This window comes from Rhodococcus sp. 2H158 (assembly GCF_053764755.1).
In genome coordinates, this window is the sequence record NZ_JBSNCE010000017.1 from 78429 (window position 1) to 102938 (window position 24510).

Here is a 24510-nt window from a genome sequence, read left to right on the forward strand (position 1 = left end):
GATGGACTACGCCGACTACCGCCGCTACGACGCCGTGGGGCTCGCCGAACTCGTCACCCGCCGCGAGGTCACGCCGCGCGAACTGCTCGACGCGGCCCTCGCCCGGCTCGAGGCGGTGGAGCCCACACTGAACGCCGTCGTACGCCGGCTCGACGAGCAGGCGCGCAGCCGGGCCGGGGAACGCCTCGAGGGTCCGTTCGCGGGTGTGCCGTTCCTGGTCAAGGATCTTCTCCAGGACGTCGCGGGGGTTCCGACCGGGAGCGGGAGCAGGTCCCTGGCGGAGCTGCCCGCCGCGCGCAATGCGGTGGTCGTCGATCGCTGGCTGGACGCGGGCCTCGTCCTCTTCGGCAAGACGAACACTCCGGAGTTCGGGGTCAAGGGGGTGACCGAGCCGGTGGCGAACGGTCCCACCCGCAATCCGTGGAATCCCGCGCACACGCCGGGCGGGTCCTCCGGCGGATCCGCGGCGGCGGTCGCCGCCGGCGTGGTCCCGGCGGCCGGCGCGAACGACGGCGGCGGCTCGATCCGCATTCCGGCCGCCTGCTGCGGGCTGGTCGGCCTCAAACCGGGCCGGGGCCTGGTGCCGAGCGGTCCCGAGGTGGACGAGGACCGGCACGGGGCGGTCAGCAACGGGGTCGTCACGCGCACGGTGCGCGACGCGGCAGCCATGCTCGACGTGCTGGCCGGTCCGGACCCGAACGGGCCCTATCTCACGGCGGCACCGCAGGAGTCGTATGCGTCCGCGGCGAGTACCCCACCGCGGACGCTGCGCATCGGGTTCGCGACGGACTCCCCGATCGGCACCGGCGTCGACCCGGAGGCCGTCACGGCCGTCGAGGACGCCGCGGCGCTGCTCGCCGAGCTGGGCCACGCGGTCGAACCCGCGGCGACGGGGATCGACGAGCGGCGGCTGTCCACCGACTGGCTGACGATGTGGTTCGCCTGGCTCGCCGCCGATGTCCGGCAGGCGCGCCAGCGCACCGGGTGCGCCCCCGACGCGTTCGAGCCCGACACGCGGTTCCTCGCCGCGCTCGGCGACTCCGTGCGGCCCTCGGACTATCTCGCCTCGCTGCGCCGGTGGAACGGGTATACGCAGCAGCTCGGCGTGTTCCACGAGCGGTACGACGTGCTGCTCACGCCGACCCTGGCGTATCCGCCGGCGCGCGTGGGGGAACTGGCCACGCCGCCCGCGCTCCAGGGGGCCGCGCGCCTGATCGTGACGGCGCGGCTGGGCCGCGCGGCGCGGTGGGCGGGGCTGATGGACCGCATCGTCGACGAGAACCTCGCCCGGACGCCGTACACCCAGCTCGCGAACATCACCGGGCGCCCGGCGATCTCGGTGCCACTGCACTGGACCGCGGCGGGATTGCCGTTGGGCGTGCAGTTTCTCGGGCCGCTGGGCTCGGAGGGACTGCTGCTGTCGCTCGCGGCACAGCTCGAGCGGGCCCGGCCCTGGGCACACCGCGAGCCTCCGCTGCTGCCGTCCCGGTGACCCGGGCCGGCAACGCCGGTCACCGGTCGGGCAATGGCCGCTGGGGAATCGTCGGCCGCGGAAGCGGATGGCGCACGCGACGTTTCGCCTCCGAGTACACCTGCGCGGTCTCGGTGGCCACCAGCCGCCAGTCGAAGTCCTCCGTGAGCCGCTCGCGCGCCGCCCGCGCCCGTCGCTGGGCGGCCGCGGGGTCGTCGAGGGTCCGCCGGACCGCCGACGCCAGCCCGGCGACGTCGCCGGGTGCGAACGAGAGTCCGGTCGAGCCGTCGACGACGGCCTCACCGAGGCCGCCGGCCGTCGACGCGACGAGGGGCGTCCCGGTGGCCGCGGCCTCGAGTGCGATGATCCCGAACGGTTCGTAGCGGCTCGGCAGGACGATCGCATCGGCGCGGTGCAGCCAGCCCAGCAGCTCGATGCGGTCGAGGTTGCCGACGAACGTCACCGACCGCGCGACGCGGTGCACGCGCGCCTGCTCGCGCAGCCAGTCGAACTGGGTGCCCTCCCCGGCGACGACGAGGGTGGTACCGGGGTGCGTGCGCCGGATCCGGGGCAGGGCGGCGATCGCGTCCTGCACGCCCTTCTCGTACTCGAGCCGGCCGACGAACAGCAGCTGCGGCGGCCCGGAACGCGGCGCCCGCTCCCGGAAGGACCACGCGGTGACGTCGATTCCGTTGCGGATCACCGTCGCCGGCGGCAGGTCCGGCCCGTAGAGCGCGGCGACCTCCTCGTTCATCGATGCCGAACACGTGATGAGCCGATCGGATTCGTTGGCGAGCCACCACTCCACCGAGTGCACCTGCCGGTTCACGCGGCCCGACAGCCAGCCGCTGTGCCGGCCGGCCTCGCTTGCGTGCAGGGTGGACACGAGCGGTACGTCGAAGAACTCGGCGAGCGCGACGGCGGGGTGTGCGACGAGCCAGTCGTGCGCGTGCACCACGTCCGGGTACCAGCCGTCGCCGATGCCGCCCTTGGTCAGGCTCAGCCCCGCCCGCACCATGGCATGACCCATCGCGAGCGTCCAGGCGAGCATGTCCTCGCCGAAGTCGAAGTGCGGCGGGTCCTCGGCGACGGCCACCACGAGCACGCCCTCGGCGATGTGGCTGATCGTGGGGTGGGTGGTGGCGTCCGTGCCGGTCGGCCGCCGGGAGAGCACGACCACCTCGTGGCCGGCGGCGGCGAGCTCGGTGGCGAGGTGGTGCACGTGCCGGCCGAGGCCGCCGACGACGACGGGCGGGTACTCCCAGGAGACGATCAGCACCTTCACGAGGGGGCTCCCATCCGGTCGGGCAGGCGGCGGGCATCGAGCCCGGGGAACAGACTGTCGGCTCGGTTCCAGCCGGCGGCCAGGCCCGCCGCCGTCTCGTCGCGGCCTGCGGCGACCGCCGCGGCGATCTCGCGCAACGCGTGGGCGTGCTTGTGGGCCCGGTCCCGCGCGTAGCCGGCCGCGGTGTCCTTGCTGACCATGAACGCCCAGTCGCTCGACACCGTCAGCAGCGCCTCGCGCAGCATCTGGTCGTGCACCCGGTTGCGCAGCGCGGGGCGCCCGGCCCCGGCGGCGCCGCGGGCCTTGTCGAGGGTGTCGAGCGTGGTGCGCACGACCTCCTCGTTGAGCTGTACGAGGTCGCGTACCTGCTCGCCGGCCCACACCCGCCAGTCCTTCCCGGACCCCCACGAGGTGTCGTGCAGTTCGACGGGTGCTCCCACGTACCCGCGGTCGCGTGCGTCGGCGAGAGTGCCCACCTCGATGCCCGCCTCCGGCAGCGCCCGGAGCAGCCGTTCGAGGAACAGCGGGCCCTCGTGCCACCAGTGACCGAACAGCTCGGTGTCGAAGGCGGCGACCACCAGGGCGTCGCGCCCGATGCGGTCGGACTCGCGGCGCAGTCGGCCGCGGATCGTGTCGACGAAGTCGGCCACGTGGCGGTCGACGGCCGCGGACGCCAGATCGGGGTCGTAGGGCGCCTTGTCCTGTGGGGCGACGGTGCGGCCGGTCACGCGGGCGGGCTTGAGCCCGGTGTCGTGGCAGTAGGTGTGGAAGTCCCGGTAGGCGGGGTGGCCCGGGTAGCCGGACTTCGGCGACCAGACCCGGTAGGACACCTGCAGGTCCCGGCCGAAGGCGACGACGTCGGAGTCCCACACGGTCCGGCCGAGCGAGGTGTCGCCGCGCAGGGCGGGACCGTCCACCATGAAGTGCCCGACGCCGGCGGTGGCGTATCCGGCCTCCATGCCGGGGGTGAACGCGCACTCGGGCGCCCAGATGCCCCGCGGTGTGTGCGCCCAGCGGGCGTGCGCGTCGGCCAGGCCCTCGGCGAGCGAGAACGCCCGCAGGCGGGGATCGAGCAGAGGCTGGAAGGGGTGGGCCAGCGGCCCGCCCAGCAGTTCGACCGCCTCGGCGTCGACGAGTTCGCGGAAGACGGGGGATCCGCCGTGGCGCCAACGGGTTTCGAACTGTTCGAGGGCTGCGGCGGCCTGCCGGTGCTCGCGGGCTCCGAGCGCACGGTAGGCCGGCTCCCGCATGCCTGCGGCCTCGTGGGCGCGCAGCTGCCAGTTGCCGAGCCAGTGGTGTATCCCGGTCAGGCAGTGGGGGTCGTCGAGCTGAGCGGCCAGCACGGGCGTCACGCCCAGGGTGACCAGCCGCGTGCGGCCCTCGGCGGCAAGCCGGCGCAGGACGTCGGTCACCGGGAGATACGTCGCGGCCCAGGACTGGTAGAGCCATTCCTCGCCGACCGGCCAGCGACCGTGGTGGGCGAGCCACGGCAGGTGCGAGTGCAGCACGAGCGCGAACAGTCCCGGTTCCCGCCGGGTGGCGGGAGTGGTCACCGCGCCGGATCCTTCACCGCGATCGCGACGAGATCGAGACTGGCGTCGATGTTCTCGGGCGCGAGGAGGAAGTCGTCGACGGTCACGGCCGCGACGTCTGCGGTCAGGCCGGCGGGCCAGGGCTCGCCGGCGAGAGCGCGCTCGATCTGGGCGTCGATGAAGGAGCCGCCGTGCTTGGCATCGAGGTCGCGCAGGGCGGGGCCGTGGTGCACCCCGGTCGTCAGGGCGACGCGGAAGCCGGCGCCCTCGAGCAGTTCGGTGAGCTCGGCGGCGTTCAGCTCGCGGGTGTGGAACGGATTGAGCGGGGCGTCGCGGCCGGGGGAGAACGTGATGCGGTTGGGGGTGCTGATCAGCAGTTCGCCGCCGTCCCGGAGCACACGGTGGCATTCGCGCAGGAACCCGGACTGGTCCCACAGGTGCTCGATGACCTGGAAGTTGACGACCACGTCCACGGAGGCGTCGGCGAGGGGCAGATCAGCGAGGTTGGCGTGCCGCATGTCCACGCGCGGGTAGCGGGCGCGCACGTGCGCGACGGCGCTCTCGTCGTAGTCGAGGCCGACGACGGCGGTGGCGACGCCCGCGATCATGTCGGCGCCGTAGCCCTCGCCGGCGCCCGCCTCGAGCACGGTGCGGCCGGCGCACCGGGGCAGCAGGTCGCGGTAGACCACCTCGTGGCGGCGGAACCAGTAGTTCTCCTCCGCGATACCGGGAACGGTGCGCTCGCCGGTGAGTGGCAGTTGAGGGGCGTCGCCGGCGGGGACGGGGGTTTCGCTCACCGCCCAGACATTAGCCCCACCTTTGTCGACCTCGTCATCGGTGGTCCAGATCACAGCCGTGCGGCTCCCTTCGTGTGGTTATGGTGAACGAGGTTCCCAACCAAGTTACCAGCGAGTAACTTAGCGTGAGGTAATCTATCGCACACCCCCGTGCGAAGCACGAGAGCTCGGTCAAGGCGTTGCGCCTCGCCGATCCCAGGCAGTCATACACAGGAGGTCGACGTAGACCCATGACGAACATCGTCGTTTTGATCAAGCAGGTCCCCGACACGTGGTCCGAGCGCAAGCTCAGCGACGGCGACTTCACGCTCGATCGCGAGGCCGCCGACGCGGTGCTCGACGAGATCAACGAGCGCGCCGTCGAGGAAGCCCTGCTCATCAAGGAGCGCGACGGCGGGGAGGTCACCGTGCTCACCGCCGGTCCGGACCGCGCCACCGACGCGATCCGCAAGGCGCTGTCCATGGGTGCCGACAAGGCCATCCACGTCAACGACCCGGCCATCCACGGCTCCGACGCGATCCAGACCGCGTACGCGCTCGCGGCGGCTCTCGGCCAGATCGAGGGCGTCGACCTGGTCATCGCCGGCAACGAGGCCACCGACGGCCGGATGGGCGCCGTGCCGGCGATCATCGCCGAGTACCTCGGCCTGCCGCAGCTGACCCACATGCGCAAGCTCAACGTCGCCGACGGCAAGGTCAGCGGCGAGCGCGAGACCGACGAGGGTGTCTTCACCCTCGAGGCCACGCTGCCGGCCATCGTCTCGGTCACCGAGAAGATCAACGAGCCCCGCTTCCCGTCCTTCAAGGGCATCATGGCCGCCAAGAAGAAGGAAGTTCAGGCCCTCACTCTCGCCGACATCGGGCTCGACCCCGAGATCTTCGGCGTGGCCAACGCCGGCAGCACCGTCACCGGTGTCAGCCCGAAGCCCCCGCGTACCGCTGGTGAGCGCGTCGCGGACGAGGGCGACGGCGGCAGCAAGATCGCCGCGTACCTCGTCGGCCAGAAGATCATCTGATCGCGCCCACGCGACACAGCAGACATACCAAGGGAGAGAAAGAGCAATGGCAGAAGTACTCGTGCTCGTCGAGCACGCCGAGGGCGCGCTGAAGAAGGTCAGCACCGAGCTGATCACCGCCGCCCGTGCGCTGGGTGAGCCCGCCGCGGTCGTGACCGGTCCGGCCGGCACCGCCGACAAGCTGCAGGACGCGCTCGCCGCCGCCGGCGCCGCCAAGGTCTACGCCGCCGAGTCCGACGACATCGAGGGCTACCTGGTGACCCCGAAGGTCGACGTGCTGGCCTCGCTCGTGGAGTCCGCCAGCCCCGCCGCGGTGATCACCGCGGCCAGCGTCGAGGGCAAGGAGGTGTCGGGCCGCCTCGCCGCGCGTATCGGCTCCGGCCTGCTCTGCGACGTCATCGACGTCAAGTCCGACGGCTCGGCCGTGCACTCGATCTTCGGTGGCGCGTACACCGTCGACGCCAAGGCCAACGGCGAGGTGCCGGTCGTCTCCGTGCGTCCGGGTGCCGTCGAGGCGCAGCCGCAGGCCGGCGCCGCCGAGCGCGTGGACGTCGAGGTTCCGGCGCAGGAGGAGAACGCGGTCAAGATCACCGCGCGCAACCCGATCGTGGGCGGCGACCGTCCCGAGCTGACCGAGGCGTCGATCGTCGTCTCCGGTGGCCGCGGCGTCGGCAGCGCCGACAAGTTCAGCGTCGTCGAGGACCTCGCCGACTCGCTCGGTGCCGCCGTCGGTGCCTCCCGCGCCGCCGTCGACTCCGGCTACTACCCGGGCCAGTTCCAGGTCGGTCAGACCGGCAAGACCGTCTCGCCGCAGCTGTACGTGGCGCTGGGCATCTCCGGCGCCATCCAGCACCGGGCCGGCATGCAGACGTCGAAGACGATCGTCGCGGTCAACAAGGACGAAGAGGCCCCGATCTTCGAGATCGCGGACTACGGCGTCGTGGGCGACCTGTTCAACGTCGCTCCGCAGCTGACCGAGGAGATCAAGAAGCACAAGGGCTGATCCCCGAGGTCCCGCCACGGCCCCGCACCCGTCCAGGGTGCGGGGCCGCACGCGTACCCGGGCATGTTCACCGGACGTGCACGGAGGCGACACCGTGCCGCCCCTGCCGCGACGTACCGGCTCGATACACATTGCGCCATGACCACTTTGCTGGTGCCGGCCCGGAACCCGGGACTGTCGGAGGCGGTGCTGTCGGGGCCGCGGTACTCCCTGCTCGTGTCCGCCGACCGCGAACATCGTGAGGCCGCGCAGCGGCTGCGTTACCGCGTCTTCGCCGCCGAACCCGGATTCCACCTCCCGGCAGGCATGCCCGCGGGCATCGACGCCGACCGCTTCGACGAGTACTGCGACCACCTGTTGGTGCGCGAGAACCACACCGGCGCGGTGGTGGGCTGCTACCGGATGCTGCCGCCGGGTGCCGCACGCGCCGCCGGGGGCTACTACACCGCCACCGAATTCGATCTCACCGCCCTCGATCCCGACGGTCTGCGGGCGGTGGAGATGGGCCGCGCCTGCGTCGACCCCGCCCACCGCTCCGGCTCGGTCCTGTCGCTGATGTGGGCCGGGATCCTGCACTACCTGCAACTCACCGGGCACAACTGGGTCATGGGTTGCGTGTCGGTGCCGATGCGCACCCACCCGTCCGACGTGCCCGGCGCCAACGTCCGGGGCGTGCGCGACGTGCTGCTGGCCCGGCACTCCGTCGAGCCGGCCCGGCGGGTGCTTCCCCGGACCCCGGTCGTCGTCGACGGCCGCCCCCTCGACGACATCCCGTCACCCACGCGGCCGGTGCTGCCGCCGCTGCTGCGCGGGTATCTGCGGCTCGGTGCTCGCATCTGCGGCGAGCCCGCCCACGACCCCGACTTCGGGGTGGCCGACTTCGTCGCGCTGCAGAGCCTCGCCGGAGCCAACGCGCGCTACCTCGAGCGGCTGCGGACCGCCGCCGAGAGCGCCGAGGCGGCCGCAGGAGCGCGGGCGTGAACACCCGCGCCCACGCCTGGATGCCGGCCAGTCCCTGCGGCACCGGCTGCCTTCCGGCCGATCCGGGGCGAGTGAGTTTCGTCACGGCGGCGGCCCGCTGGGTGCTCGTGGTGGCGGTGCTGGCGACCGCCCCGTTGCTGACGGCCGGCCGGCTCCTGCCCCGCCCGGGGCGCCTCGCCGCCCAGCGTGCGTTCGCCCGCGTGCTGCTGCGCTGTGCCGGGCTGCGGCTGACGGTGACCGACCTGCGGGACCGCGACGGCCGGGGCAACGGGGGATGCGGGGGCGTGCTCGTCGTCGCCCCGCACGTGTCCTGGACCGACGTGCTCGTGCTCACCGCGGTTGCCCCGGCAGGGTTCGTCGCGCGCAGCGACCTGCTCGAGTGGGGGCTGCTCGGCGCGCTGGCCCGCCGCATGCGGGTCATCCCCATCGAGCGCGAGCGTCTGCGCGACCTGCCCGTCGTGGTGTCGCGGATCCGCGACCGCCTCCTGGCGGGGGAGCGGATCGCGGCGTTCCCGGAGGGCACGACGTGGTGCGGCAGGGCATACGGCGGGTTCCGTCCGGCACTGTTCCAGGCCGCGATCGACGCGCAGCGCCCGGTGCAGCCGGTCGGGCTCCGGTACGCCGACGCCGCCGGGACGATCGCCACCGGCCCGGCGTTCGTCGGCGACGAGACGATGGGAGCGTCGCTGCGACGGCTCCTGCGGCACCGGGGCGTGGTGGCGGAGGTGGTGCTCGCTCCGCTCGAGCGGCCCGGCTCCGATCGCCGCGACCTCGCCGCGCGGTGTGAACGGTCCGCGCGCCGCCGGCACGACGACGGCGCCGAGTTCGCCAGGCTCGGCCGGGCCGCCGCCGCCCACGACACCCGTGGTCGCGAGGAGCTCCGGGCCGGACGGTGAGCGCGACGGGCGCGAGCCCCGACCCGCTATCCTGGTTCGGTCATGACCTCGAACCCCGCCGGAGCCTCCGGCACCTCGAAGACCGTCTACCTCGATCACGCCGCGACCACCCCGATGCTGCCCGCGGCCGTGTCGGCGATGACGGAGGTCTTCGCGACGGTCGGCAACGCGTCGTCCCTCCACGGGTCGGGCCGCGCGGCGCGGCGCCGCATCGAGGAGGCCCGGGAGTCCATCGCCGCGGACCTCGGCGCGCGTCCCTCCGAGGTCGTCTTCACCTCGGGCGGCACCGAGGGCGACAACCTCGCGGTCAAGGGCATCTACTGGGCGCGCCGCGACGCCGATCCGCGCCGTCGCCGGGTGATCGCGAGCGCCGTCGAGCACCACGCCGTGCTCGATGCCGTCGAGTGGCTCGTCGCGCACGAGGGCGCCGAGGTGACCTGGCTGGCCGTCGACGCCGACGGACGGGTCGAGCCGGATGCGCTGCGGGTGGCCCTCGCCGAGCACGCCGACGAGACGGCCCTGGTGTCGGTGATGTGGGCCAACAACGAGGTGGGCACCGTGATGCCCGTCGCCGAGCTCACCGCGGTCGCCGCCGAGTACGGGGTGCCCGTGCACAGCGACGCCGTGCAGGCGGTCGGTCATCTGCCCGTGGACTTCGCCGCGAGCGGGCTGGCCGCCATGACGATCGCCGCGCACAAGTTCGGCGGTCCCCAGGGCGTCGGTGCCCTGCTGCTGGGCCGGCAGGTGCCGTGCGTGCCCCTCACCCACGGCGGCGGACACGAGCGCGACGTACGGTCGGGAACCCACGACACCGCCGGGATCGCCGGCATGGCCGCGGCGCTGCGCGAGGCGACGGCCGAACTCGGCGAACGCACCGTCGCGCTCACGACGCTGCGCGACGAACTGATCGCCGGTGTGACCGCCGTGATCCCGGACGCGGTCCTCAACGGCCCGCGCGGCGCGGACCGCCTGCCCGGCAACGCACACTTCACCTTCCCCGGCTGCGAGGGCGATTCGCTGCTCATGCTGCTGGACGCGGCCGGGATCGAGTGCTCGACCGGTTCGGCCTGCACCGCCGGGGTGGCGCGGCCGAGCCATGTGCTCGTCGCAATGGGTGCGGACCCCCGCACGGCCCGCGGGTCGTTGCGATTCTCGTTGGGCCACACGTCGACTCGCGCCGACGTGGAGGCCGTCGTGGCGGCGCTGCCGCAGGTGGTGGGACGGGCGCGGGCCGCCGGACTGGCCGGCGCCGGTAGTCGAGAGAGGTGACGTCGATGAGGGTGCTCGCGGCAATGAGCGGTGGCGTGGACTCGGCGGTGGCCGCGGCCCGCGCGGTCGACGCCGGCCACGACGTGGTCGGCGTGCACCTGGCGCTGTCCACGGCGCCGGGCACGCTGCGGACCGGGTCGCGGGGCTGCTGCTCCAAGGAGGACGCCGGGGATGCGCGCCGCGCCGCCGACGTGCTCGGAATCCCGTTCTACGTCTGGGATTTCGCCGACCGGTTCAAGGAAGACGTCATCGACGACTTCGTCGAGTCCTATGCCGCCGGCCACACCCCCAATCCGTGCCTGCGCTGCAACGAGAAGATCAAGTTCGCGGCCCTCGCCGACCGGGCCGTCGCCCTCGGCTTCGACGCGGTCGCCACCGGCCACTACGCCCGGCTCGACGACGGTGTCCTGCGTCGCGCGGTCGACGCCGGCAAGGACCAGTCGTACGTACTCGGTGTGCTGACGGCCGACCAGCTCGCGCGTGCGATGTTCCCGGTCGGGGACACCCCGAAGGAGCGGATCCGCGCCGAAGCGGCCGAGCGGGGTCTCGCGGTAGCGGACAAGCCCGACAGTCACGACATCTGCTTCATCCCCTCCGGTGACACCCGCGCGTTCCTCGGTGCCCGCATCGGGGTGCGTCCCGGCCGGGTCGTCGACGCCCGGTCCGGCGCCGTGCTCGCCGAACACGAAGGGGTGCACGGCTTCACGGTCGGCCAGCGCAAGGGCCTGGGCATCGCCGGTCCCGGCCCGGACGGCCGCCCCCGCTACGTCACCGCGATCGAGCCGGACACCGGCACGGTGAAGGTGGGCACCGCGGAAGACCTGAAGGTGTGGGCGATCAGTGCCGAGCGCGCGGTGTGGACGAGCGGGGCCGCGCCGACCGGACCGGTCGAATGCGTCGTGCAGGTCCGCGCGCACGGCGGTGTCGCGGCGGCCGTCGCCGAGCCCGCCGGCACCGGTCTCGAGGTGACCCTGCGCGAACCGCTCACCGGCGTCGCCACCGGACAGGCCGTGGTGCTGTACCGGCCGGACGCGGGCGGCGACGTCGTCCTCGGCAGCGGCACCATCGTCGGTACCGGCACGGCGGCCACGTCCCGGTGACCGCGAACACCCCGAACCCCTGGTCCGGCGTCGCAACCGGCATCGGATCGTGGCCCGGCACCGACGCCCGGGAATCGGCCGCGACCGTGCTCGGCGAGCTCGAGGCGTTGCCGCACCTGGTCGAGCTGCCGGCCCGCGGGCTCGGGGCCGATCTCATCGGCCGCACCGGCGCGTTGCTGGTCGACCTGCACCTCGACACGTCCACCACCGGGTACCGGCTCGGCGGTCGCCGCGGCGCGGTCGCCGCCCGCGCCGGGGATCTGCTGCGCCGAGATCTCGATGCGCTCGAAGAGGCATGGGAGACAGCGGGTCTCGGTCCCGGTCGATTCCTGAAGGTGCAGTCCGCCGGCCCGTTCACCCTCGCCGCGCACGCCGAGCTGGCCGGGGGCCGGCGGGTGCTCACCGATCGCGGCGCCGTGCGCGACGTCGCCGAGTCCCTCGGCGAGGGCCTGGCGCGGCACGCCGCGGAACTGACTCGCCGCCTCGGCGCCGACGTGGTAGTCCAGCTCGACGAGCCCGCGCTGCCCGCCGTCCTCGCCGGGGCCCTGACCGGACGCACGAAGCTCGAGTCGGTGCCGGCGCTTCCCGAGCCGGAGGCGCAGCACCTGCTCGAGGCCGCGATCGCGGCGATCGGCCGGCCCGTCGCGGTGCACTGCTGCGCCGCCGATGTGCCCACCGGGTTGCTGCGCCGCAGCGGCGTCGACGCCGTCGCCCTCGACGTCGCGCAGCTCACCGCCGCCGACCTCGACGGTATCGGTGAGCTGATCGACGCCGGAACGACCCTCCTGCTCGGGCTGGTGCCGTCCACCGCACCCGACACGGCCGTCCCCACCTGGCGTGACGTCGCGGCCCCCGCGCTCACGCTGATCGACCGGCTCGGCTTCGCCCGCGCCACGCTGCGCTCGGTGGGGGTCACCCCGCGCTGCGGCCTGGCCGGCGCCGATCCCACGTGGGCGCGCCGGGCGCTGCGCCTCGCCCGCGACGTCGCCGCCGCGTTCGCGGACGACCCGGAATCGCTCGGCTCCGGAGCGGCCGGGAACGTCGTATCGCTCGACTAGTCTTTCCGGCGTGAGTGAATCGACGGACGCGCCCACCCAAGCTCCGCCCGACGTGCGCGAGCGCTGGCAGCAGCTCGCGGAGGAGGTGCGCGAGCACCAGTTCCGCTACTACGTGCGCGACGCGCCGACCATCTCCGACGGCGCCTTCGACCAGTTGCTCGGCGCGCTGAAGCAGCTCGAGGACGACTACCCGGACCTGCGCGTCCCGGACTCCCCGACGCAGCTCGTCGGTGGGGGCTTCGCCACCGACTTCACCGCCGTCGACCACCTCGAGCGGATGCTCAGCCTCGACAACGTCTTCACCGAGGACGAACTGCGCGCCTGGGTTTCCCGCGTCGAGGCCGAGACGGGTCCGGACCTGCACTACCTGTGCGAGGTGAAGATCGACGGCGTCGCGCTGAGTCTGGTGTACGAGGACGGCCGCTTGCGCCGTGCCGCCACCCGCGGCGACGGCCGCACCGGGGAGGAGGTCACGCTCAACGCTCTCACGATCGACGACATCCCCGAAAGGCTCATCGCCACCGAAGAATTCCCCGTCCCCCGGGTTCTCGAGGTGCGGGGCGAGGTGTACTTCCGGCTCGAGGATTTCCACGCGCTCAACGCCGCCCTCGTCGCCGAGGGCAAGGCCCCGTTCGCCAATCCGCGCAACACGGCGGCCGGATCGCTGCGGCAGAAGAACCCCGCGGTGACCGCGCGGCGCCGCCTCGGGATGATCTGCCACGGGCTCGGCCGCGCCGAGGGATTCGAGCCGGTGTCGCTGTCGCAGTCCTACGCCGCCCTCGCCGCCTGGGGGCTGCCGGTCTCCGGGCACACCGCCCGCGTCGTCGGCGTCGAGGAGGTCGTCGCCCGGATGCGGTACTGGGGCGAGCACCGCCACGACGTCGAACACGAGATCGACGGGCTCGTCGTCAAGGTCGACGAGGTGTCCCTGCAGCGCCGGCTCGGCACCACCTCGCGCGCACCCCGGTGGGCGATCGCCTACAAGTACCCGCCGGAGGAGGTGACCACCACGTTGCTCGACATCCGCGTCAGCGTCGGCCGCACGGGCCGGGTCACCCCGTTCGCCTACATGGAACCGGTCACGGTCGCCGGGTCGACGGTCTCCCTCGCCACCCTGCACAACGCGGCGGAGGTGGCACGCAAGGGCGTGCTCATCGGCGACACCGTGGTGCTGCGCAAGGCCGGTGACGTCATCCCCGAGGTGCTCGGCCCGGTGGTGGACCTGCGCGACGGCACCGAACGCGAGTTCGTCATGCCCACCGAATGCCCCGAGTGCGGGACACCGCTCGCCCCCGCCAAGGAGGGTGACGTGGACCTGCGCTGCCCCAACCAGCGGCACTGCCCCGCGCAGTTGCGCGAGCGGGTCTTCCACGTCGCGGGCCGCGGCGCGTTCGACATCGAGGCGCTCGGCTACGAGGCGGCCACCGCGCTGCTCGAGGCCGGGGCGATCGCCGACGAGGGTGACCTGTTCGACCTGACCGCGGACGACCTGCTGCGGACGTCGCTCTTCCGCACCAAGGCGGGGGCGCTGTCCGCCAACGGCAAGCGCCTGCTCGCGAATCTTCAAGCAGCCAAGGACAAGCCGCTGTGGCGGGTGCTGGTGGCACTATCGATCCGGCACGTCGGCCCGACCGCCGCGCGGGCGCTGGCCACCGAATTCGGCAGCCTCGACCGGATCCGCGAGGCGTCCGTGGACGAGCTCGCCGCCGTCGAGGGGGTGGGACCGACCATCGCTGCGGCCCTGGGTGAATGGTTCGCCGTCGACTGGCACGTCGCGATCGTCGAGAAGTGGCGCGCGGCGGGGGTGCGCATGCTCGACGAGCGCGACGAATCCATCGAACGGACCCTCGAGGGCCTGTCGATCGTCGTCACCGGATCGCTCGAGGGCTTCTCGCGGGATCAGGCCAAGGAGGCGATCCTGCTCCGCGGCGGCAAGGCGGCCGGGTCGGTGTCGAAGAAGACCGCGTTCGTCGTCGTCGGCGATGCCCCGGGAACGAAGGCCGACAAGGCGGCCGAGCTGGGCGTCCCCGTCCTCGACGAGGACGGGTTCCGCCGGCTGCTCGAACTCGGTCCGGACGGTGTCTCGGGTGGCCAGGACGCGATCGAGGAGGAGTTCGGAGAGCTCGAGAGCTGACCGGCGGCCGGAGCCGGTGTGACGGAGATCGCCCGGAAACCGTTTGGGTGGAAGGGGCGGGCACTGCAATAGTCCTCCAGTGATCGAGATCAGACACGTGAGCCCGGACGAGTACGACGCCGTCGGCGCCCTCACCGTCGACGTGTACGTCGGCGGCGGATTCGTCGAGCCCGACGACCCGTACGCCGAGCGTCTGCGCGACACCGCCACCCGCGATAAGCACGCCGAGGTGGTGGTCGCGCTCGCCGACGGCGAGATCGTCGGGTCCGTGACGCTGGCGGAGCCGGCGTCGCGCTTCGCCAACATCGCCGAGAAGGGCGAGCTCGAGTTCCGGATGCTGGCCGTCGCGCCGTCGGCGCGGGGCCGGGGTGTCGGGTCGGCGCTGGTGCGGCACGTCCTCGACACCGCCTACGATCGCGGCGATCGCGCCGTGGTGCTCTCCACGCAGCCGGACATGGTCGACGCGCGCCGCATCTACGACCGCAACGGATTCGTCCCCGTCGCCGAGCGGGACTGGACGCCGGTGCCCGGCGTCGAGCTGAGCACCCTGGTCCGGGAGCTGGTCTGAGCCGTTCCGCTCAGCCGAGGACGGTTCCGATGATGCCGGCCAGGTAGCCGAGCCGGGCCACCTCGGACGGGCGGAACTCCGGGCCGCCGGGCCGGCCGAGCATCAGCACCCGGCCCTGGGTCCCCAGGGGCGCCGCCGCCAGGGTCGTGTTCATCGCTCGCCACAGGTCGGGCACCCACTCGCCCTCGTGGTCGAGCAGCACCGGCTTCTCGAGCGGCATCCACGGCACCTCCGCCGGCCGGGTCTCGGGGGCGCCGGAACTGCCGACCACCCGGTACACCCCGTACGGGCCGGTGTCGACGACGGTCGCCCAGCCGACGCGCAGCACCCGGGGCGCGCCGTCGACGAGCACCTGCAGCCGATCGTGGCGCGCGGCGGCGACCTGATCGATCAGCTCGAGTTCGCGGTGGGTGTCGAGGATTCCCGCGTAGGGACGGATCGAGTCCACCGTCACGCCCTCGAGGCGTTCGGCGGCCGTGATGAGCGTGTCCGGCAGCGACCCGGCGTCGACGTCGACGACGAGATCGTCGATCGCGAAGCCGGCGCCGCGTTCGACGACGTCCAGCGAGAGGATGTCCGCACCGACCGAACCGAGCGCGACGGCGAGTGAACCGAGGCTGCCCGGACGGTCGGGAAGCTGGACGCGTAACAGGTACGACACGTGCGTCCTTTCCCCGATTCCGAAGTCACGGCCGAGGCGCTCGGCCGGCGACGGACACCATCTTTTCACCCCCGCAGCACCGCCGGATGCCGGTCCGGCGGTGCTGCGCCGAGACGAGACAGGAAACCGCCGGTCACGCGGGCGTTGTCACACGAACGACACAGGTGTTTCTCCGAACTGCAACACGACGGGCGGCCGGCGCGGGTCCGGGGAACCGGCGAAACCGTCCCGGTCGGCACGCACTACCCTGGACGGGACGTTCGTTTCTTCATCGGAAAGGGGTCACCGAAGGTGCCTGCCATCTCCCGTGACGAGGTCGCGCACCTCGCCCGGTTGTCCCGGCTCGCGCTGACCGACGCCGAACTCGACGAGTTCGCCGGCCAGCTGGATACGATCCTCAGCCACGTCAAGGCCGTGTCGGAGGTGGCTGCGGACGATGTGGCGCCGATGGCCAACCCGAACGCGGTGACCAACGTGACCCGCCCCGACGAGGTGCGTCCGGGCCTGACGCCGGAGCAGGCGCTCGCCGCCGCGCCGCTCGTCGAGGACGGCCGCTTCTCCGTCCCGCAGATCCTGGGGGAGGGCGAATGAGCACCGACCTGACCCGGCTGGGCGCGGCCGACCTCGCCGACCGCATCCACTCCGGCGACGTCTCGTCGGTCGAGGTCACCCAGGCTCACCTCGACCGCATCGCCGAGGTCGACGGCGACTACCACGCCTTCCTGCACGTCGCGGGGGAGCAGGCGCTGGCCGCCGCCGCGGAGGTCGACCGCGCGGTCGCCGCGGGCGAGAGCCCGGCATCGCCGCTCGCGGGCGTGCCGATCGCCCTCAAGGACGTGTTCACCACGACCGACATGCCCACCACGTGCGCCTCGAAGATCCTCGAGGGCTGGATGTCGCCGTACGACGCGACCCTGACGACGAAGCTGCGGCGGGCCGGCATCCCCATCCTGGGCAAGACCAACATGGACGAGTTCGCGATGGGATCGTCCACCGAGAACTCCGCCTTCGGTCCCACCCGCAACCCGTGGGACACCACCCGGATCCCCGGCGGTTCCGGCGGTGGTTCCGCGGCCGCGCTGGCGTCCTACCAGGCGCCCCTGGCCATCGGCACCGATACCGGCGGCTCGATCCGCCAGCCCGCCGCCGTCACCGCCACGGTCGGCACCAAGCCCACCTACGGCACGGTCTCCCGGTTCGGCCTCGTCGCGTGCGCGTCGTCGCTCGACCAGGGCGGCCCGTGCGGCCGCACCGTGCTCGACACGGCGCTGCTGCACGAGGTGATCGCCGGCCACGACCCGCGCGACTCCACGTCGGTGGACGCGCCCGTCCGGCCGGTCGTCCGGGCGGCCCGTGAGGGCGCGCAGGGCGACCTGAAGGGCCTGCGCGTCGGCGTCGTCAAGGAGTTGCACTCGGACAGCTACCAGCCGGGCGTGCTGGCGTCCTTCGACGCGGCCGTGGCCACGCTCACCGAGCTCGGCGCCGAGGTCGTCGAGGTCTCCTGCCCGCACTTCGAGTACGCGCTCGCCTCGTACTACCTGATCCTGCCGTCCGAGGTCTCGTCCAACCTCGCCCGCTTCGACGCCATGCGCTACGGCCTGCGCGTCGACGACGGCACGATGAGCGCCGAGCAGGTCATGGCCGCCACCCGGGCCGCCGGGTTCGGGAAGGAGGTCAAGCGCCGCATCATGATCGGCACCTACGCGCTGTCCTCCGGCTACTACGAGGCCTACTACGGGCAGGCGCTCAAGGTCCGCACCCTCATCGCGCGGGACTTCGAGAAGGCGTACGAGCAGGTCGACGTCCTCGTCTCGCCGACCAGCCCGTTCACCCCGTGGAAGATCGGCGAGAAGGTCGACGATCCGCTGGCGATGTACCTGTCGGACCTGTGCACGCTGCCGACCAACCTCGCCGGGCACTGCGCGATGTCCGTGCCGTCCGGGCTGTCCGCCGACGACGGGCTGCCCGTCGGCCTGCAGATCATGGCCCCGGCGCTCGCCGACGAGCGGCTCTACCGCGTCGGCGCCGCGTTCGAGGCCGCACGCGGCCCGATCGTCGCCTGAGTCCGGCCGAGGCCCGGTGCGCCGTCCCGGTCAGGGGCGGTCGCACCGGGCCTGGTCCGGGCCGTAGCGGTGCCCGTGACCGGGGGCCGCGTCCAGCGCCACCGGCAGGTCCAGCGTCGCCTGCACGAAACTGACCACCGGCAGCCACCGCGGCACGGGCGCGTCGCGTCGCGCGCGGGACAGGTCGGGCGGGGACCACAGCAGCGACGGCTGCCACCACACCACCGGATCCGACGTGTTCGCGGTGACGATCGCCCCGGCCGTGCGCACCGCGCCCGCCGGTGGACCGGCCCAGATCGCCGCGCAGGGTCCCGCCGCGGCCGATGCGTGATCGGCGAGTGCGGCGCTGCCCCCGATCGACCCGAGGCTCTGCCCGTACACGTGCAGCTGCGGGCGCCGGACCGGGTCCAGGGTGTCGATGTGGGCGCGCACGGCCGTCAGGAGGGCGCGGGCCGACGCCGCGGCCGCGTTCCGGTCGAACAGGAACGTCACCCAGCTCGGCGCGGCCGAGTACTGCTGCGCCACGAGCGCGACGTCGCCGCCGAACACCGTGTCGAACCCCCGCACCGCGCCGGGGTCGATCCAGCCCGAGCCGGTGGGCACCGCCACCACGACGTGGGCGCGGGCGAACCCGCCGGCGCGGTCGAGTTCACGCACGGCCAGCGCGGCGCGCGACCGGGCGTCCGGAGCGGATCCGAGCCCCACGTACGTGCGGATCGCGCCGGGATGCGCGTCGAGGCTCACGAAACGGCGGCCCTCGTCGCCCAGGGACGCCCAGGACACCAGGGACGACGGACCGCCGGCCACCGCGGCGGCGACGGGCGTCGCGACCGGGTCTGCCTGCCCGACCCCCACGGGCGCAACCGCGACGCCGATGCCCACGGCGACCGTGACGGCCGTGGCCGCGACCGCGCGGGTGCCGGCCCGCCGGTGCCACGCCCCCGGAACCCGGCCGATTACCCGTAATGCAGCGAATATCAATGGGGCACAGGTACATACAACGATCCAGTGCGTCGGACCGGTGGGTGGTCGCCCCATCGACGCCCGCAACGCGTCCTGCCACTGCGCCGCGGCGAGCACCGCCCACCCGAGCGCGACCGCCGCGACGACCAGCGCCACCGGCCGCGCGGCCCCGGGCCGCGCGGATCCCCCGTGCCGCCGGCGGCGCACCCCGGCGGCCACCGCCGCGGCCGCGGCGGCGCATCCGGAGGCAGCAGCCTGCGCCAGGGCCGCACGGGGCAGCAGCGACGGCGCGAGCGAGACCCACACCGCGATCGTCACCGCCACGGTCGTCGCCACCCGCGGGCAGCGCCGCGCGAGCGAATCGACCCCCGCGTCCGCGGCCACGGACGCCGCGGGCGCACTCATCGCACCGCCCACCGCGCCGCCGCGGCCAGCGTCCACACCGCGGCCGCGTACGGCAGCGGTGACTCGGGAACCGGTGCCGCGTCGCGTTGCCGCCACGAATTGAACCGCACGGCAATCGACGCCACATCCGCGGTGAGGACGCACCAGCCGTCGCCGGGAGCCGCCGTGCGGCACGCCTCGTGCAGGTGCTGGCTCAGCCGGGCGTCCAGGCCGCGCCGCGCCTGCGGACCCGGTTCGTGTCCCGACGACCGGGCGTATCGCAGCAGGTCGTAGCCGAGATCGTGTTCACGGCAAGGTGTTTCGAAGAACTCCGGCAGGGGAACGGGGGAGGAGCAGCCCCCGAGGGGATCCACCAGGATCCCGTCCTCGGTGACCGGACGGTAGTGCATCGCCGGCTCGAAGCCGGTCGGGAAGGCCTCGAGCGCCGCCGCGGTGTCGCCGTCGGACAGCGCCGCCACCGTCGCCGCCGTGGGGCCCCCGTGCGGCCTCGGCTGCCCCTCCGGACCCGCCTGCGCCCAAACGGTTCCCAGGCACAGCGCCGCGGCCGTACCCACCATCGCTGTCGTCGCTCGTCTGCGCATGGCACGGACGTTAGGAACGACGGGGACCGCCGCGGATCCCGCGACGGAGCGGTCCGGCCGCGGCCGTCTGCCCCCACGGAGCCAGGCGGATCTCACCCCCTGGTATGACGACAGTGCGGGCGTCCCGTGCCTACCGTGGTGCCGTGCGCTGGACGAGAGAACGCGGCCGAGGCCGCTGGTGGACGATCGCGATCGTGGCGGCGACGCTGATCCTGTACGCGGTCGCGTGGCCCACGTTGCACCTCACCCACGAGGTGCCCGCACCGCTGATGCCCGTCGTCGCGGCGCTCGCGGCCGGGCCGTTCGTGGCGATCCGGACCGATCCCGCCCTCGGGTGGGCGGTCTCGGCCGGGGCCGCGCTGGCGATCCCGCGCGCCTTCGACCTCGTCCCCGGCTACGACTATCCCTGGCAGGTGGTGCACATCCTCGTGCTGTGCGCGCTGCTCGTCGCGGTGAGCATGCGCGCGTCCCTGCAGGTCGCCGGGCTCGTGTGGGCTGCCACCGTGGTGCTGTTCTTCACCCACGTGCCGGGGCAGAACGGCTGGGGCTGGGCGCTCGGCCTGACCGCGATGGCGGTGTTCGGTCTGCTCGTGCGGTGGCTCGTGCTCTCCCGGCGTCAGCTGGCCCGGCAGGAGGAGGTCAGCGAACTCGAGCGGGCCCGCCGCGCGATCCTCGAGGAGAAGGCCCGCATCGCCCGCGACCTGCACGACATCGTCGCGCACCACATGTCCCTCGTCGTGGTGCAGGCGCAGAGCGCCCCGTACCGCCTGCCCGAGGTCCCCGAACCGGTGCGCGCGGAGTTCGAATCCATCGGGGCGACCGCGCGCGAGGCGCTCAACGAGGTGCGCGGCATGCTCGGCGTGCTCCGGAGCGACAACCTCGCCGACGGCAGCGGCGCCGGCGACGAACGGGCGCAGGCTCCCCAGCCCGGCCTCGACCGGCTCGGCGACCTGTTCGAGGGGGCGCGGCGCGCCGGGATGGTCCTGTCCACCGCGGTGGACGGTGACCCGGCGGGTGTCTCCGACGCCACCGCGCTCACGGTGTACCGCATCCTGCAGGAGTCGCTCGCCAACGCCGCCCGGCACGCCTCCGGGGCACCGGTCCAGGTCGGCGTGGCGTACGGACCGGACGAGGTGAGCGTGACCGTGCGCAACGGCCCCGGGCGCGCGGAGCCCGGACCGGGGGACCGCGGCGGCGGGAACGGCATCCGCGGCATGGTCGACCGGGCGCTGTCGGTCGGAGGGCAGCTCGTGGCCCACCCCGTCCCGGGCGGTGGATTCGAGGTGCGAGCGCAGCTGCCGCGCGTCCCGGCGGCCTAGGCTGAGGCCGTGACGGACCCGAGCGCAGCCGCGACCCCCATCACCGTGTTGATCGCCGACGACCAGGCCATGGTGCGGCAGGGCTTCGGCGCCCTCCTCGCCGCCCAACCCGACATCAGCGTGGTCGGCGACGCCCCGGACGGCCGGCGGGCCGTCGCGGAGGCGGCCCGCCTGCGACCCGACGTGGTCCTGATGGACGTGCGGATGCCCGAGATGAACGGACTCGACGCGGCCCGGCACATCCTCGCCGGGCGCACCGATCCGCCGACACGTGTGCTGATGCTCACCACCTTCGACATCGACGACTACGTCTACGAGGCACTGGGCCTGGGCGCCAGCGGGTTCCTGCTCAAGGACGCGCCCGCCGACGAACTGATCCGGGCGGTCCGCGTCGTCGCCGACGGCCAGGCGCTGCTCGCGCCGACCGTCACGCGCCGCCTCATCGCGGACGTCACCCGCCGGCGGTCGCCGCGCCGCGGCCGCGATCGGGCGCTCGACGTGCTCACCCCGCGCGAACGCGAGGTGCTCGAGCTGATCGCCCGCGGGCTGTCGAACCAGGAGATCGCCGCTCACCTGTTCGTCGCGGAGCAGACGGTCAAGACACACGTGGGGAAGGTGCTCGGGAAGCTGAACCTGCGGGACCGGGCGCAGGCGGTGGTACTGGCGTACGAGTCCGGACTGGTCGTGCCGGGGTGAGCGGCGCCCGTGATCGGGATGCCGCGGGCGCCGCGCCGGGGCAGTATTGCCGGGAGAGCCACCGACAACCTGCACGACCGGCACGGAGGTACGGATGACGCGCATCGGCATTCTCACCAGCGGCGGGGACTGCCCCGGCCTGAACGCGGTGATCCGCGGAGCGGTCCTCAAGGGCAGGACCGTCTACGGCCAGGAGTTCGTCGGATTCCTCGACGGCTGGCGTGGTTTGGTGGAAGGTGACGCAATCCCCTTGGATCGCAGCAAGGTCCGGGGATTGTCGCATCAGGGCGGCACCATTCTCGGCACCAGCCGGTTCGGCCCCTATCAGGGACCGAACGGCGGCGCGGAGAACATCGCCCGCACGCTCGAGCGCATGGGCGTCGACGCCGTGATCGCCATCGGCGGCGAGGGCACGGCCGCCGCGTCCAAGCGGCTGTTCGAGGAGGGCATCCGGATCGTCGGGGTGCCGAAGACCATCGACAACGACCTCGGCCAGACGGACTACACCTTCGGCTTCGACACCGCCGTCGAGATCGCGACCGAGGCGATCGACCGGCTGCGCACCACCGGCAACTCGCACAAGCGCTGCATGGTCCTCGAGGTGATGGGCCGGGAGGCGGGATGGATCGCGCTGCACTCCGGCACCGCCGGGGGTGCCCACGCCATCCTCATCCCCGAACAGCCCGAGAGCATCGAGCAGATCTGCGAATGGGTCACCAGCGTCCGCGACCGCGGCCGGGCCCCCATGGTGGTGGTCGCGGAGGGATTCACCCTGCCGGAGATGACCGAGGCGTACTCCGACAAGGGGCGCGACGAGTTCGACCGGCCGCGGCTCGGCGGCATCGCCGACGTCCTCGCCCCGATGATCGAGGAGCGCACCGGCATCCAGACCCGCGCCACGATCCTGGGCTACATCCAGCGCGGCGGCGTGCCCACGGCCTTCGACCGGGTGCTCGCCACCCGCCTGGGCATGGCGGTCACCGATCTCGTCGCCGACGAGGAGTGGGGGCACATGGTGGCGCTGCACGGAACCGACATCGCCCGGGTCGGTTTCGACGAGGCGCTCGCCAACCACAAGCGGGTGCCGAAGGACCGCTACGAGGAGATGCGGATCATCTTCGGGTGAGGTCACGCCGCGCGTGAGGGCCGGTTCGCCGCATGGCGGCACCGTCTAAAATCGAGCGCATGACTGCCGCCATGTCCGATGATCTGCTCGCCTACGACGAGGTGCTCGCGAAGTTCGAGCCCGTGATGGGCATGGAGGTGCACGTCGAGCTGCACACCGCCACCAAGATGTTCTGCCCGTGCCCGACCACGTTCGGGGCCGAACCCAACACGCAGGTGTGCCCGGTGTGCCTCGGCCTGCCCGGCTCGCTGCCCGTCGTCAACCAGGCGGCGGTGGAGTCGGCGATCCGCATCGGCCTGGCGCTGAACTGCTCGATCACGCCGTGGGGCCGGTTCGCGCGGAAGAACTACTTCTACCCGGACCAGCCGAAGAACTACCAGATCTCGCAGTACGACGAGCCGATCGCCACCGACGGCTACCTGGAGGTGGTCCTCGACGACGGCACCACGTGGCGCGTGGAGATCGAGCGCGCGCACATGGAGGAGGACACCGGCAAGTCGCTGCACGTCGGTGGCGCCACGGGCCGCATCCACGGGGCGAGCCACTCGCTGCTCGACTACAACCGCGCCGGGGTGCCGCTCATCGAGATCGTCACCAAGCCGATCGTCGGTGCCGGCGAGCGCGCCCCCGAGGTCGCCCGCGCCTACGTCACCGCGCTGCGGGACCTGCTGAAGGCCCTCGACGTGTCCGACGTGCGCATGGACCAGGGCTCGATGCGCTGCGACGCCAACCTCTCCCTCAACCCGATCGGAGCGGCGGAGTTCGGCACCCGTACCGAGACGAAGAACGTCAACTCGCTCAAGTCGGTCGAGGTCGCCGTGCGGTACGAGATGCGCCGCCAGGCCGCGGTCCTGACCGCGGGCGGCACGGTGATCCAGGAGACCCGGCACTTCCAGGAGGCCGACGGCACCACCTCGCCGGGCCGGCGCAAGGAGACCGCGGAGGACTACCGCTACTTCCCGGAACCGGACCTCGAACCGATCGCCCCGAGCGCGGAGTGGATCGAGGACCTGCGCGCCACCCTGCCCGAGCTGCCGTGGCTGCGGCGCGCCCGGATCCAGGCCGAGTGGGGCATCTCCGACGAGGAGATGCGCGACCTCGTCAACGCCGGCGCCCTGGATCTGATCATCGCCACCACCGAGGCCGGCGCCCCCGCCTCCGAGTCCCGGTCCTGGTGGGTCGCCTACCTGGCCCAGCAGGCCAACACCCGCGGCGTCGAGCTCGTCGAGCTGCCGATCACCCCGGAGCAGGTCGCGCAGGTGATCGCCCTCGTCGCCGACGGCACGCTCACCAACAAGCTCGCCCGCAAGGTCGTCGACTACGTCCTCGCCGGTGAGGGCGACCCGAAGCAGATCCTCGCTGCGCACCCCGAACTCGTGGTCGTGCGCGACGATTCGCTCATCAAGTCGGAGGTGGAGAAGGCGCTGGCCGCCAACCCCGACATCGCCGACAAGATCCGCAGCGGCAAGGTCCAGGCGGCCGGCAAGATCGTCGGCGACGTGATGAAGGCCACCCGCGGCCAGGCCGACCCGGCCCTGGTCAAGGAGCTCGTGCTCGCCGCCTGCAGCTGAGTTCCTCCACGAGAG

General features: G+C 73.0%; 22 protein-coding genes. 16 read left to right on the plus strand and 6 right to left on the minus strand.

The genetic code is table 11. The features are described 5' to 3' along the window. Position 1: 1 nt before the first annotated feature. Positions 2–1492 (plus strand): amidase, encoded by a 1491-nt coding sequence (locus ACWPOB_RS17945; RefSeq protein ID WP_455401652.1) that lies wholly within the window; start codon positions 2–4, stop codon positions 1490–1492. 19 nt (positions 1493–1511) lie between these two features. On the opposite strand, the gene ACWPOB_RS17950 is transcribed toward ACWPOB_RS17945, so the two are convergent. The 3 genes from ACWPOB_RS17950 to ACWPOB_RS17960 are packed head-to-tail and all read right to left on the minus strand — an operon-like array spanning position 1512 to position 5085. Then, positions 1512–2756, minus strand: a complete 1245-nt coding sequence (locus tag ACWPOB_RS17950) for a glycosyltransferase family 4 protein (protein WP_455401653.1) — start codon at positions 2754–2756, stop codon at positions 1512–1514. Next, a complete protein-coding gene (locus tag ACWPOB_RS17955) occupies positions 2753–4309 on the minus strand; it encodes a 1,4-alpha-glucan branching protein domain-containing protein (protein WP_455401654.1) in 1557 nt (518 codons plus the stop codon). The genes ACWPOB_RS17950 and ACWPOB_RS17955 overlap by 4 nt, the downstream gene beginning before the upstream one ends. Then, entirely contained in the window at positions 4306–5085 is a 780-nt protein-coding gene (locus ACWPOB_RS17960) for a class I SAM-dependent methyltransferase (protein WP_455401655.1), read from the minus strand. Before ACWPOB_RS17960 ends, ACWPOB_RS17955 begins: the two co-directional genes overlap by 4 nt. A 230-nt stretch (positions 5086–5315) precedes the next feature. Between ACWPOB_RS17960 and ACWPOB_RS17965 the strand changes: the two genes are divergently transcribed. From ACWPOB_RS17965 to ACWPOB_RS18005, 9 genes are all read left to right on the plus strand, one after another. Further along, positions 5316–6101: an electron transfer flavoprotein subunit beta/FixA family protein gene (locus tag ACWPOB_RS17965; RefSeq protein WP_100057899.1), complete on the plus strand. Its 786-nt coding sequence runs from the start codon at positions 5316–5318 to the stop codon at positions 6099–6101. Positions 6102–6147: 46 nt separating this feature from the next. Then, positions 6148–7104: an electron transfer flavoprotein subunit alpha/FixB family protein gene (locus ACWPOB_RS17970; RefSeq protein WP_006933196.1), complete on the plus strand. Its 957-nt coding sequence runs from the start codon at positions 6148–6150 to the stop codon at positions 7102–7104. Positions 7105–7242: 138 nt separating this feature from the next. After that, positions 7243–8085: a GNAT family N-acetyltransferase gene (locus tag ACWPOB_RS17975; RefSeq protein WP_455401656.1), complete on the plus strand. Its 843-nt coding sequence runs from the start codon at positions 7243–7245 to the stop codon at positions 8083–8085. Further along, entirely contained in the window at positions 8082–8981 is a 900-nt protein-coding gene (locus ACWPOB_RS17980; RefSeq protein WP_455401657.1) for a lysophospholipid acyltransferase family protein, read from the plus strand. The genes ACWPOB_RS17975 and ACWPOB_RS17980 overlap by 4 nt, the downstream gene beginning before the upstream one ends. A 42-nt stretch (positions 8982–9023) precedes the next feature. Continuing rightward, complete coding sequence (locus ACWPOB_RS17985; RefSeq protein ID WP_455401658.1) at positions 9024–10250, plus strand: cysteine desulfurase family protein; 1227 nt, start codon at positions 9024–9026, stop codon at positions 10248–10250. A 5-nt stretch (positions 10251–10255) separates the two neighbouring features. Continuing rightward, the gene (gene mnmA / locus ACWPOB_RS17990) at positions 10256–11350 is read left to right on the plus strand and encodes a tRNA 2-thiouridine(34) synthase MnmA (RefSeq protein WP_455401659.1); all 1095 of its coding nucleotides are present in this window, start codon (positions 10256–10258) and stop codon (positions 11348–11350) included. Further along, on the plus strand, positions 11347–12408 hold the full coding sequence (locus ACWPOB_RS17995; protein WP_455401660.1) for a methionine synthase: 1062 nt from the start codon (positions 11347–11349) through the stop codon (positions 12406–12408). The genes mnmA and ACWPOB_RS17995 overlap by 4 nt, the downstream gene beginning before the upstream one ends. Positions 12409–12418: 10 nt before the next feature. Then, positions 12419–14542 carry an NAD-dependent DNA ligase LigA gene (gene ligA, locus ACWPOB_RS18000; RefSeq protein ID WP_455401661.1) on the plus strand — a complete coding sequence of 708 codons (2124 nt, stop codon included), beginning with the start codon at positions 12419–12421 and terminating at the stop codon, positions 14540–14542. 79 nt (positions 14543–14621) lie between these two features. Next, entirely contained in the window at positions 14622–15110 is a 489-nt protein-coding gene (locus ACWPOB_RS18005; protein ID WP_455401662.1) for a GNAT family N-acetyltransferase, read from the plus strand. 10 nt (positions 15111–15120) lie between these two features. On the opposite strand, the gene ACWPOB_RS18010 is transcribed toward ACWPOB_RS18005, so the two are convergent. Then, positions 15121–15771, minus strand: coding sequence for an amino acid-binding protein (locus tag ACWPOB_RS18010; RefSeq protein WP_455401663.1), 651 nt, complete (start codon positions 15769–15771; stop codon positions 15121–15123). Between the two features lie 291 nt (positions 15772–16062). Here ACWPOB_RS18010 and gatC point away from each other — a divergent pair, with 291 nt between their 5' ends. Beyond that, positions 16063–16362: an Asp-tRNA(Asn)/Glu-tRNA(Gln) amidotransferase subunit GatC gene (gene gatC / locus ACWPOB_RS18015; RefSeq protein WP_029544440.1), complete on the plus strand. Its 300-nt coding sequence runs from the start codon at positions 16063–16065 to the stop codon at positions 16360–16362. Beyond that, on the plus strand, positions 16359–17834 hold the full coding sequence (gene gatA / locus ACWPOB_RS18020; protein WP_100058103.1) for an Asp-tRNA(Asn)/Glu-tRNA(Gln) amidotransferase subunit GatA: 1476 nt from the start codon (positions 16359–16361) through the stop codon (positions 17832–17834). The genes gatC and gatA overlap by 4 nt, the downstream gene beginning before the upstream one ends. Positions 17835–17864: 30 nt before the next feature. Here the strand turns inward: gatA and ACWPOB_RS18025 are convergent, their stop codons facing one another. Next, on the minus strand, positions 17865–19202 hold the full coding sequence (locus ACWPOB_RS18025) for an alpha/beta-hydrolase family protein (RefSeq protein ID WP_455401664.1): 1338 nt from the start codon (positions 19200–19202) through the stop codon (positions 17865–17867). Further along, positions 19199–19783: a hypothetical protein gene (locus ACWPOB_RS18030; RefSeq protein ID WP_455401665.1), complete on the minus strand. Its 585-nt coding sequence runs from the start codon at positions 19781–19783 to the stop codon at positions 19199–19201. The genes ACWPOB_RS18025 and ACWPOB_RS18030 overlap by 4 nt, the downstream gene beginning before the upstream one ends. A 104-nt stretch (positions 19784–19887) precedes the next feature. Here ACWPOB_RS18030 and ACWPOB_RS18035 point away from each other — a divergent pair, with 104 nt between their 5' ends. From ACWPOB_RS18035 to gatB, 4 genes are all read left to right on the plus strand, one after another. After that, a complete protein-coding gene (locus tag ACWPOB_RS18035; RefSeq protein WP_455401666.1) occupies positions 19888–21102 on the plus strand; it encodes a sensor histidine kinase in 1215 nt (404 codons plus the stop codon). A gap of 9 nt (positions 21103–21111) precedes the next feature. After that, on the plus strand, positions 21112–21798 hold the full coding sequence (locus ACWPOB_RS18040) for a response regulator (RefSeq protein WP_065922437.1): 687 nt from the start codon (positions 21112–21114) through the stop codon (positions 21796–21798). A 94-nt stretch (positions 21799–21892) separates the two neighbouring features. After that, the gene (locus tag ACWPOB_RS18045; RefSeq protein WP_006942344.1) at positions 21893–22924 is read left to right on the plus strand and encodes a 6-phosphofructokinase; all 1032 of its coding nucleotides are present in this window, start codon (positions 21893–21895) and stop codon (positions 22922–22924) included. Positions 22925–22983: 59 nt separating this feature from the next. Then, a complete protein-coding gene (gene gatB / locus ACWPOB_RS18050) occupies positions 22984–24495 on the plus strand; it encodes an Asp-tRNA(Asn)/Glu-tRNA(Gln) amidotransferase subunit GatB (protein WP_455401667.1) in 1512 nt (503 codons plus the stop codon). Positions 24496–24510 lie beyond the last annotated feature (15 nt).

Bases quoted from the DNA above. Each gene is read 5' to 3' on its own strand.
- ACWPOB_RS18030 (WP_455401665.1), bottom strand. From the start codon at position 19,783: ATGCGCAGACGAGCGACGACAGCGATGGTGGGTACGGCCGCGGCGCTG.
- gatB (WP_455401667.1), top strand. From the start codon at position 22,984: ATGACTGCCGCCATGTCCGATGATCTGCTCGCCTACGACGAGGTGCTC.
- ACWPOB_RS17985 (WP_455401658.1), top strand. From the start codon at position 9,024: ATGACCTCGAACCCCGCCGGAGCCTCCGGCACCTCGAAGACCGTCTAC.
- ACWPOB_RS18045 (WP_006942344.1), top strand. From the start codon at position 21,893: ATGACGCGCATCGGCATTCTCACCAGCGGCGGGGACTGCCCCGGCCTG.
- ACWPOB_RS17975 (WP_455401656.1), top strand. From the start codon at position 7,243: ATGACCACTTTGCTGGTGCCGGCCCGGAACCCGGGACTGTCGGAGGCG.
- ACWPOB_RS17945 (WP_455401652.1), top strand. From the start codon at position 2: ATGGACTACGCCGACTACCGCCGCTACGACGCCGTGGGGCTCGCCGAA.
- mnmA (WP_455401659.1), top strand. From the start codon at position 10,256: ATGAGGGTGCTCGCGGCAATGAGCGGTGGCGTGGACTCGGCGGTGGCC.
- ACWPOB_RS17965 (WP_100057899.1), top strand. From the start codon at position 5,316: ATGACGAACATCGTCGTTTTGATCAAGCAGGTCCCCGACACGTGGTCC.
- gatA (WP_100058103.1), top strand. From the start codon at position 16,359: ATGAGCACCGACCTGACCCGGCTGGGCGCGGCCGACCTCGCCGACCGC.
- ACWPOB_RS18025 (WP_455401664.1), bottom strand. From the start codon at position 19,202: ATGAGTGCGCCCGCGGCGTCCGTGGCCGCGGACGCGGGGGTCGATTCG.
- ACWPOB_RS17970 (WP_006933196.1), top strand. From the start codon at position 6,148: ATGGCAGAAGTACTCGTGCTCGTCGAGCACGCCGAGGGCGCGCTGAAG.
- ACWPOB_RS18035 (WP_455401666.1), top strand. From the start codon at position 19,888: ATGACGACAGTGCGGGCGTCCCGTGCCTACCGTGGTGCCGTGCGCTGG.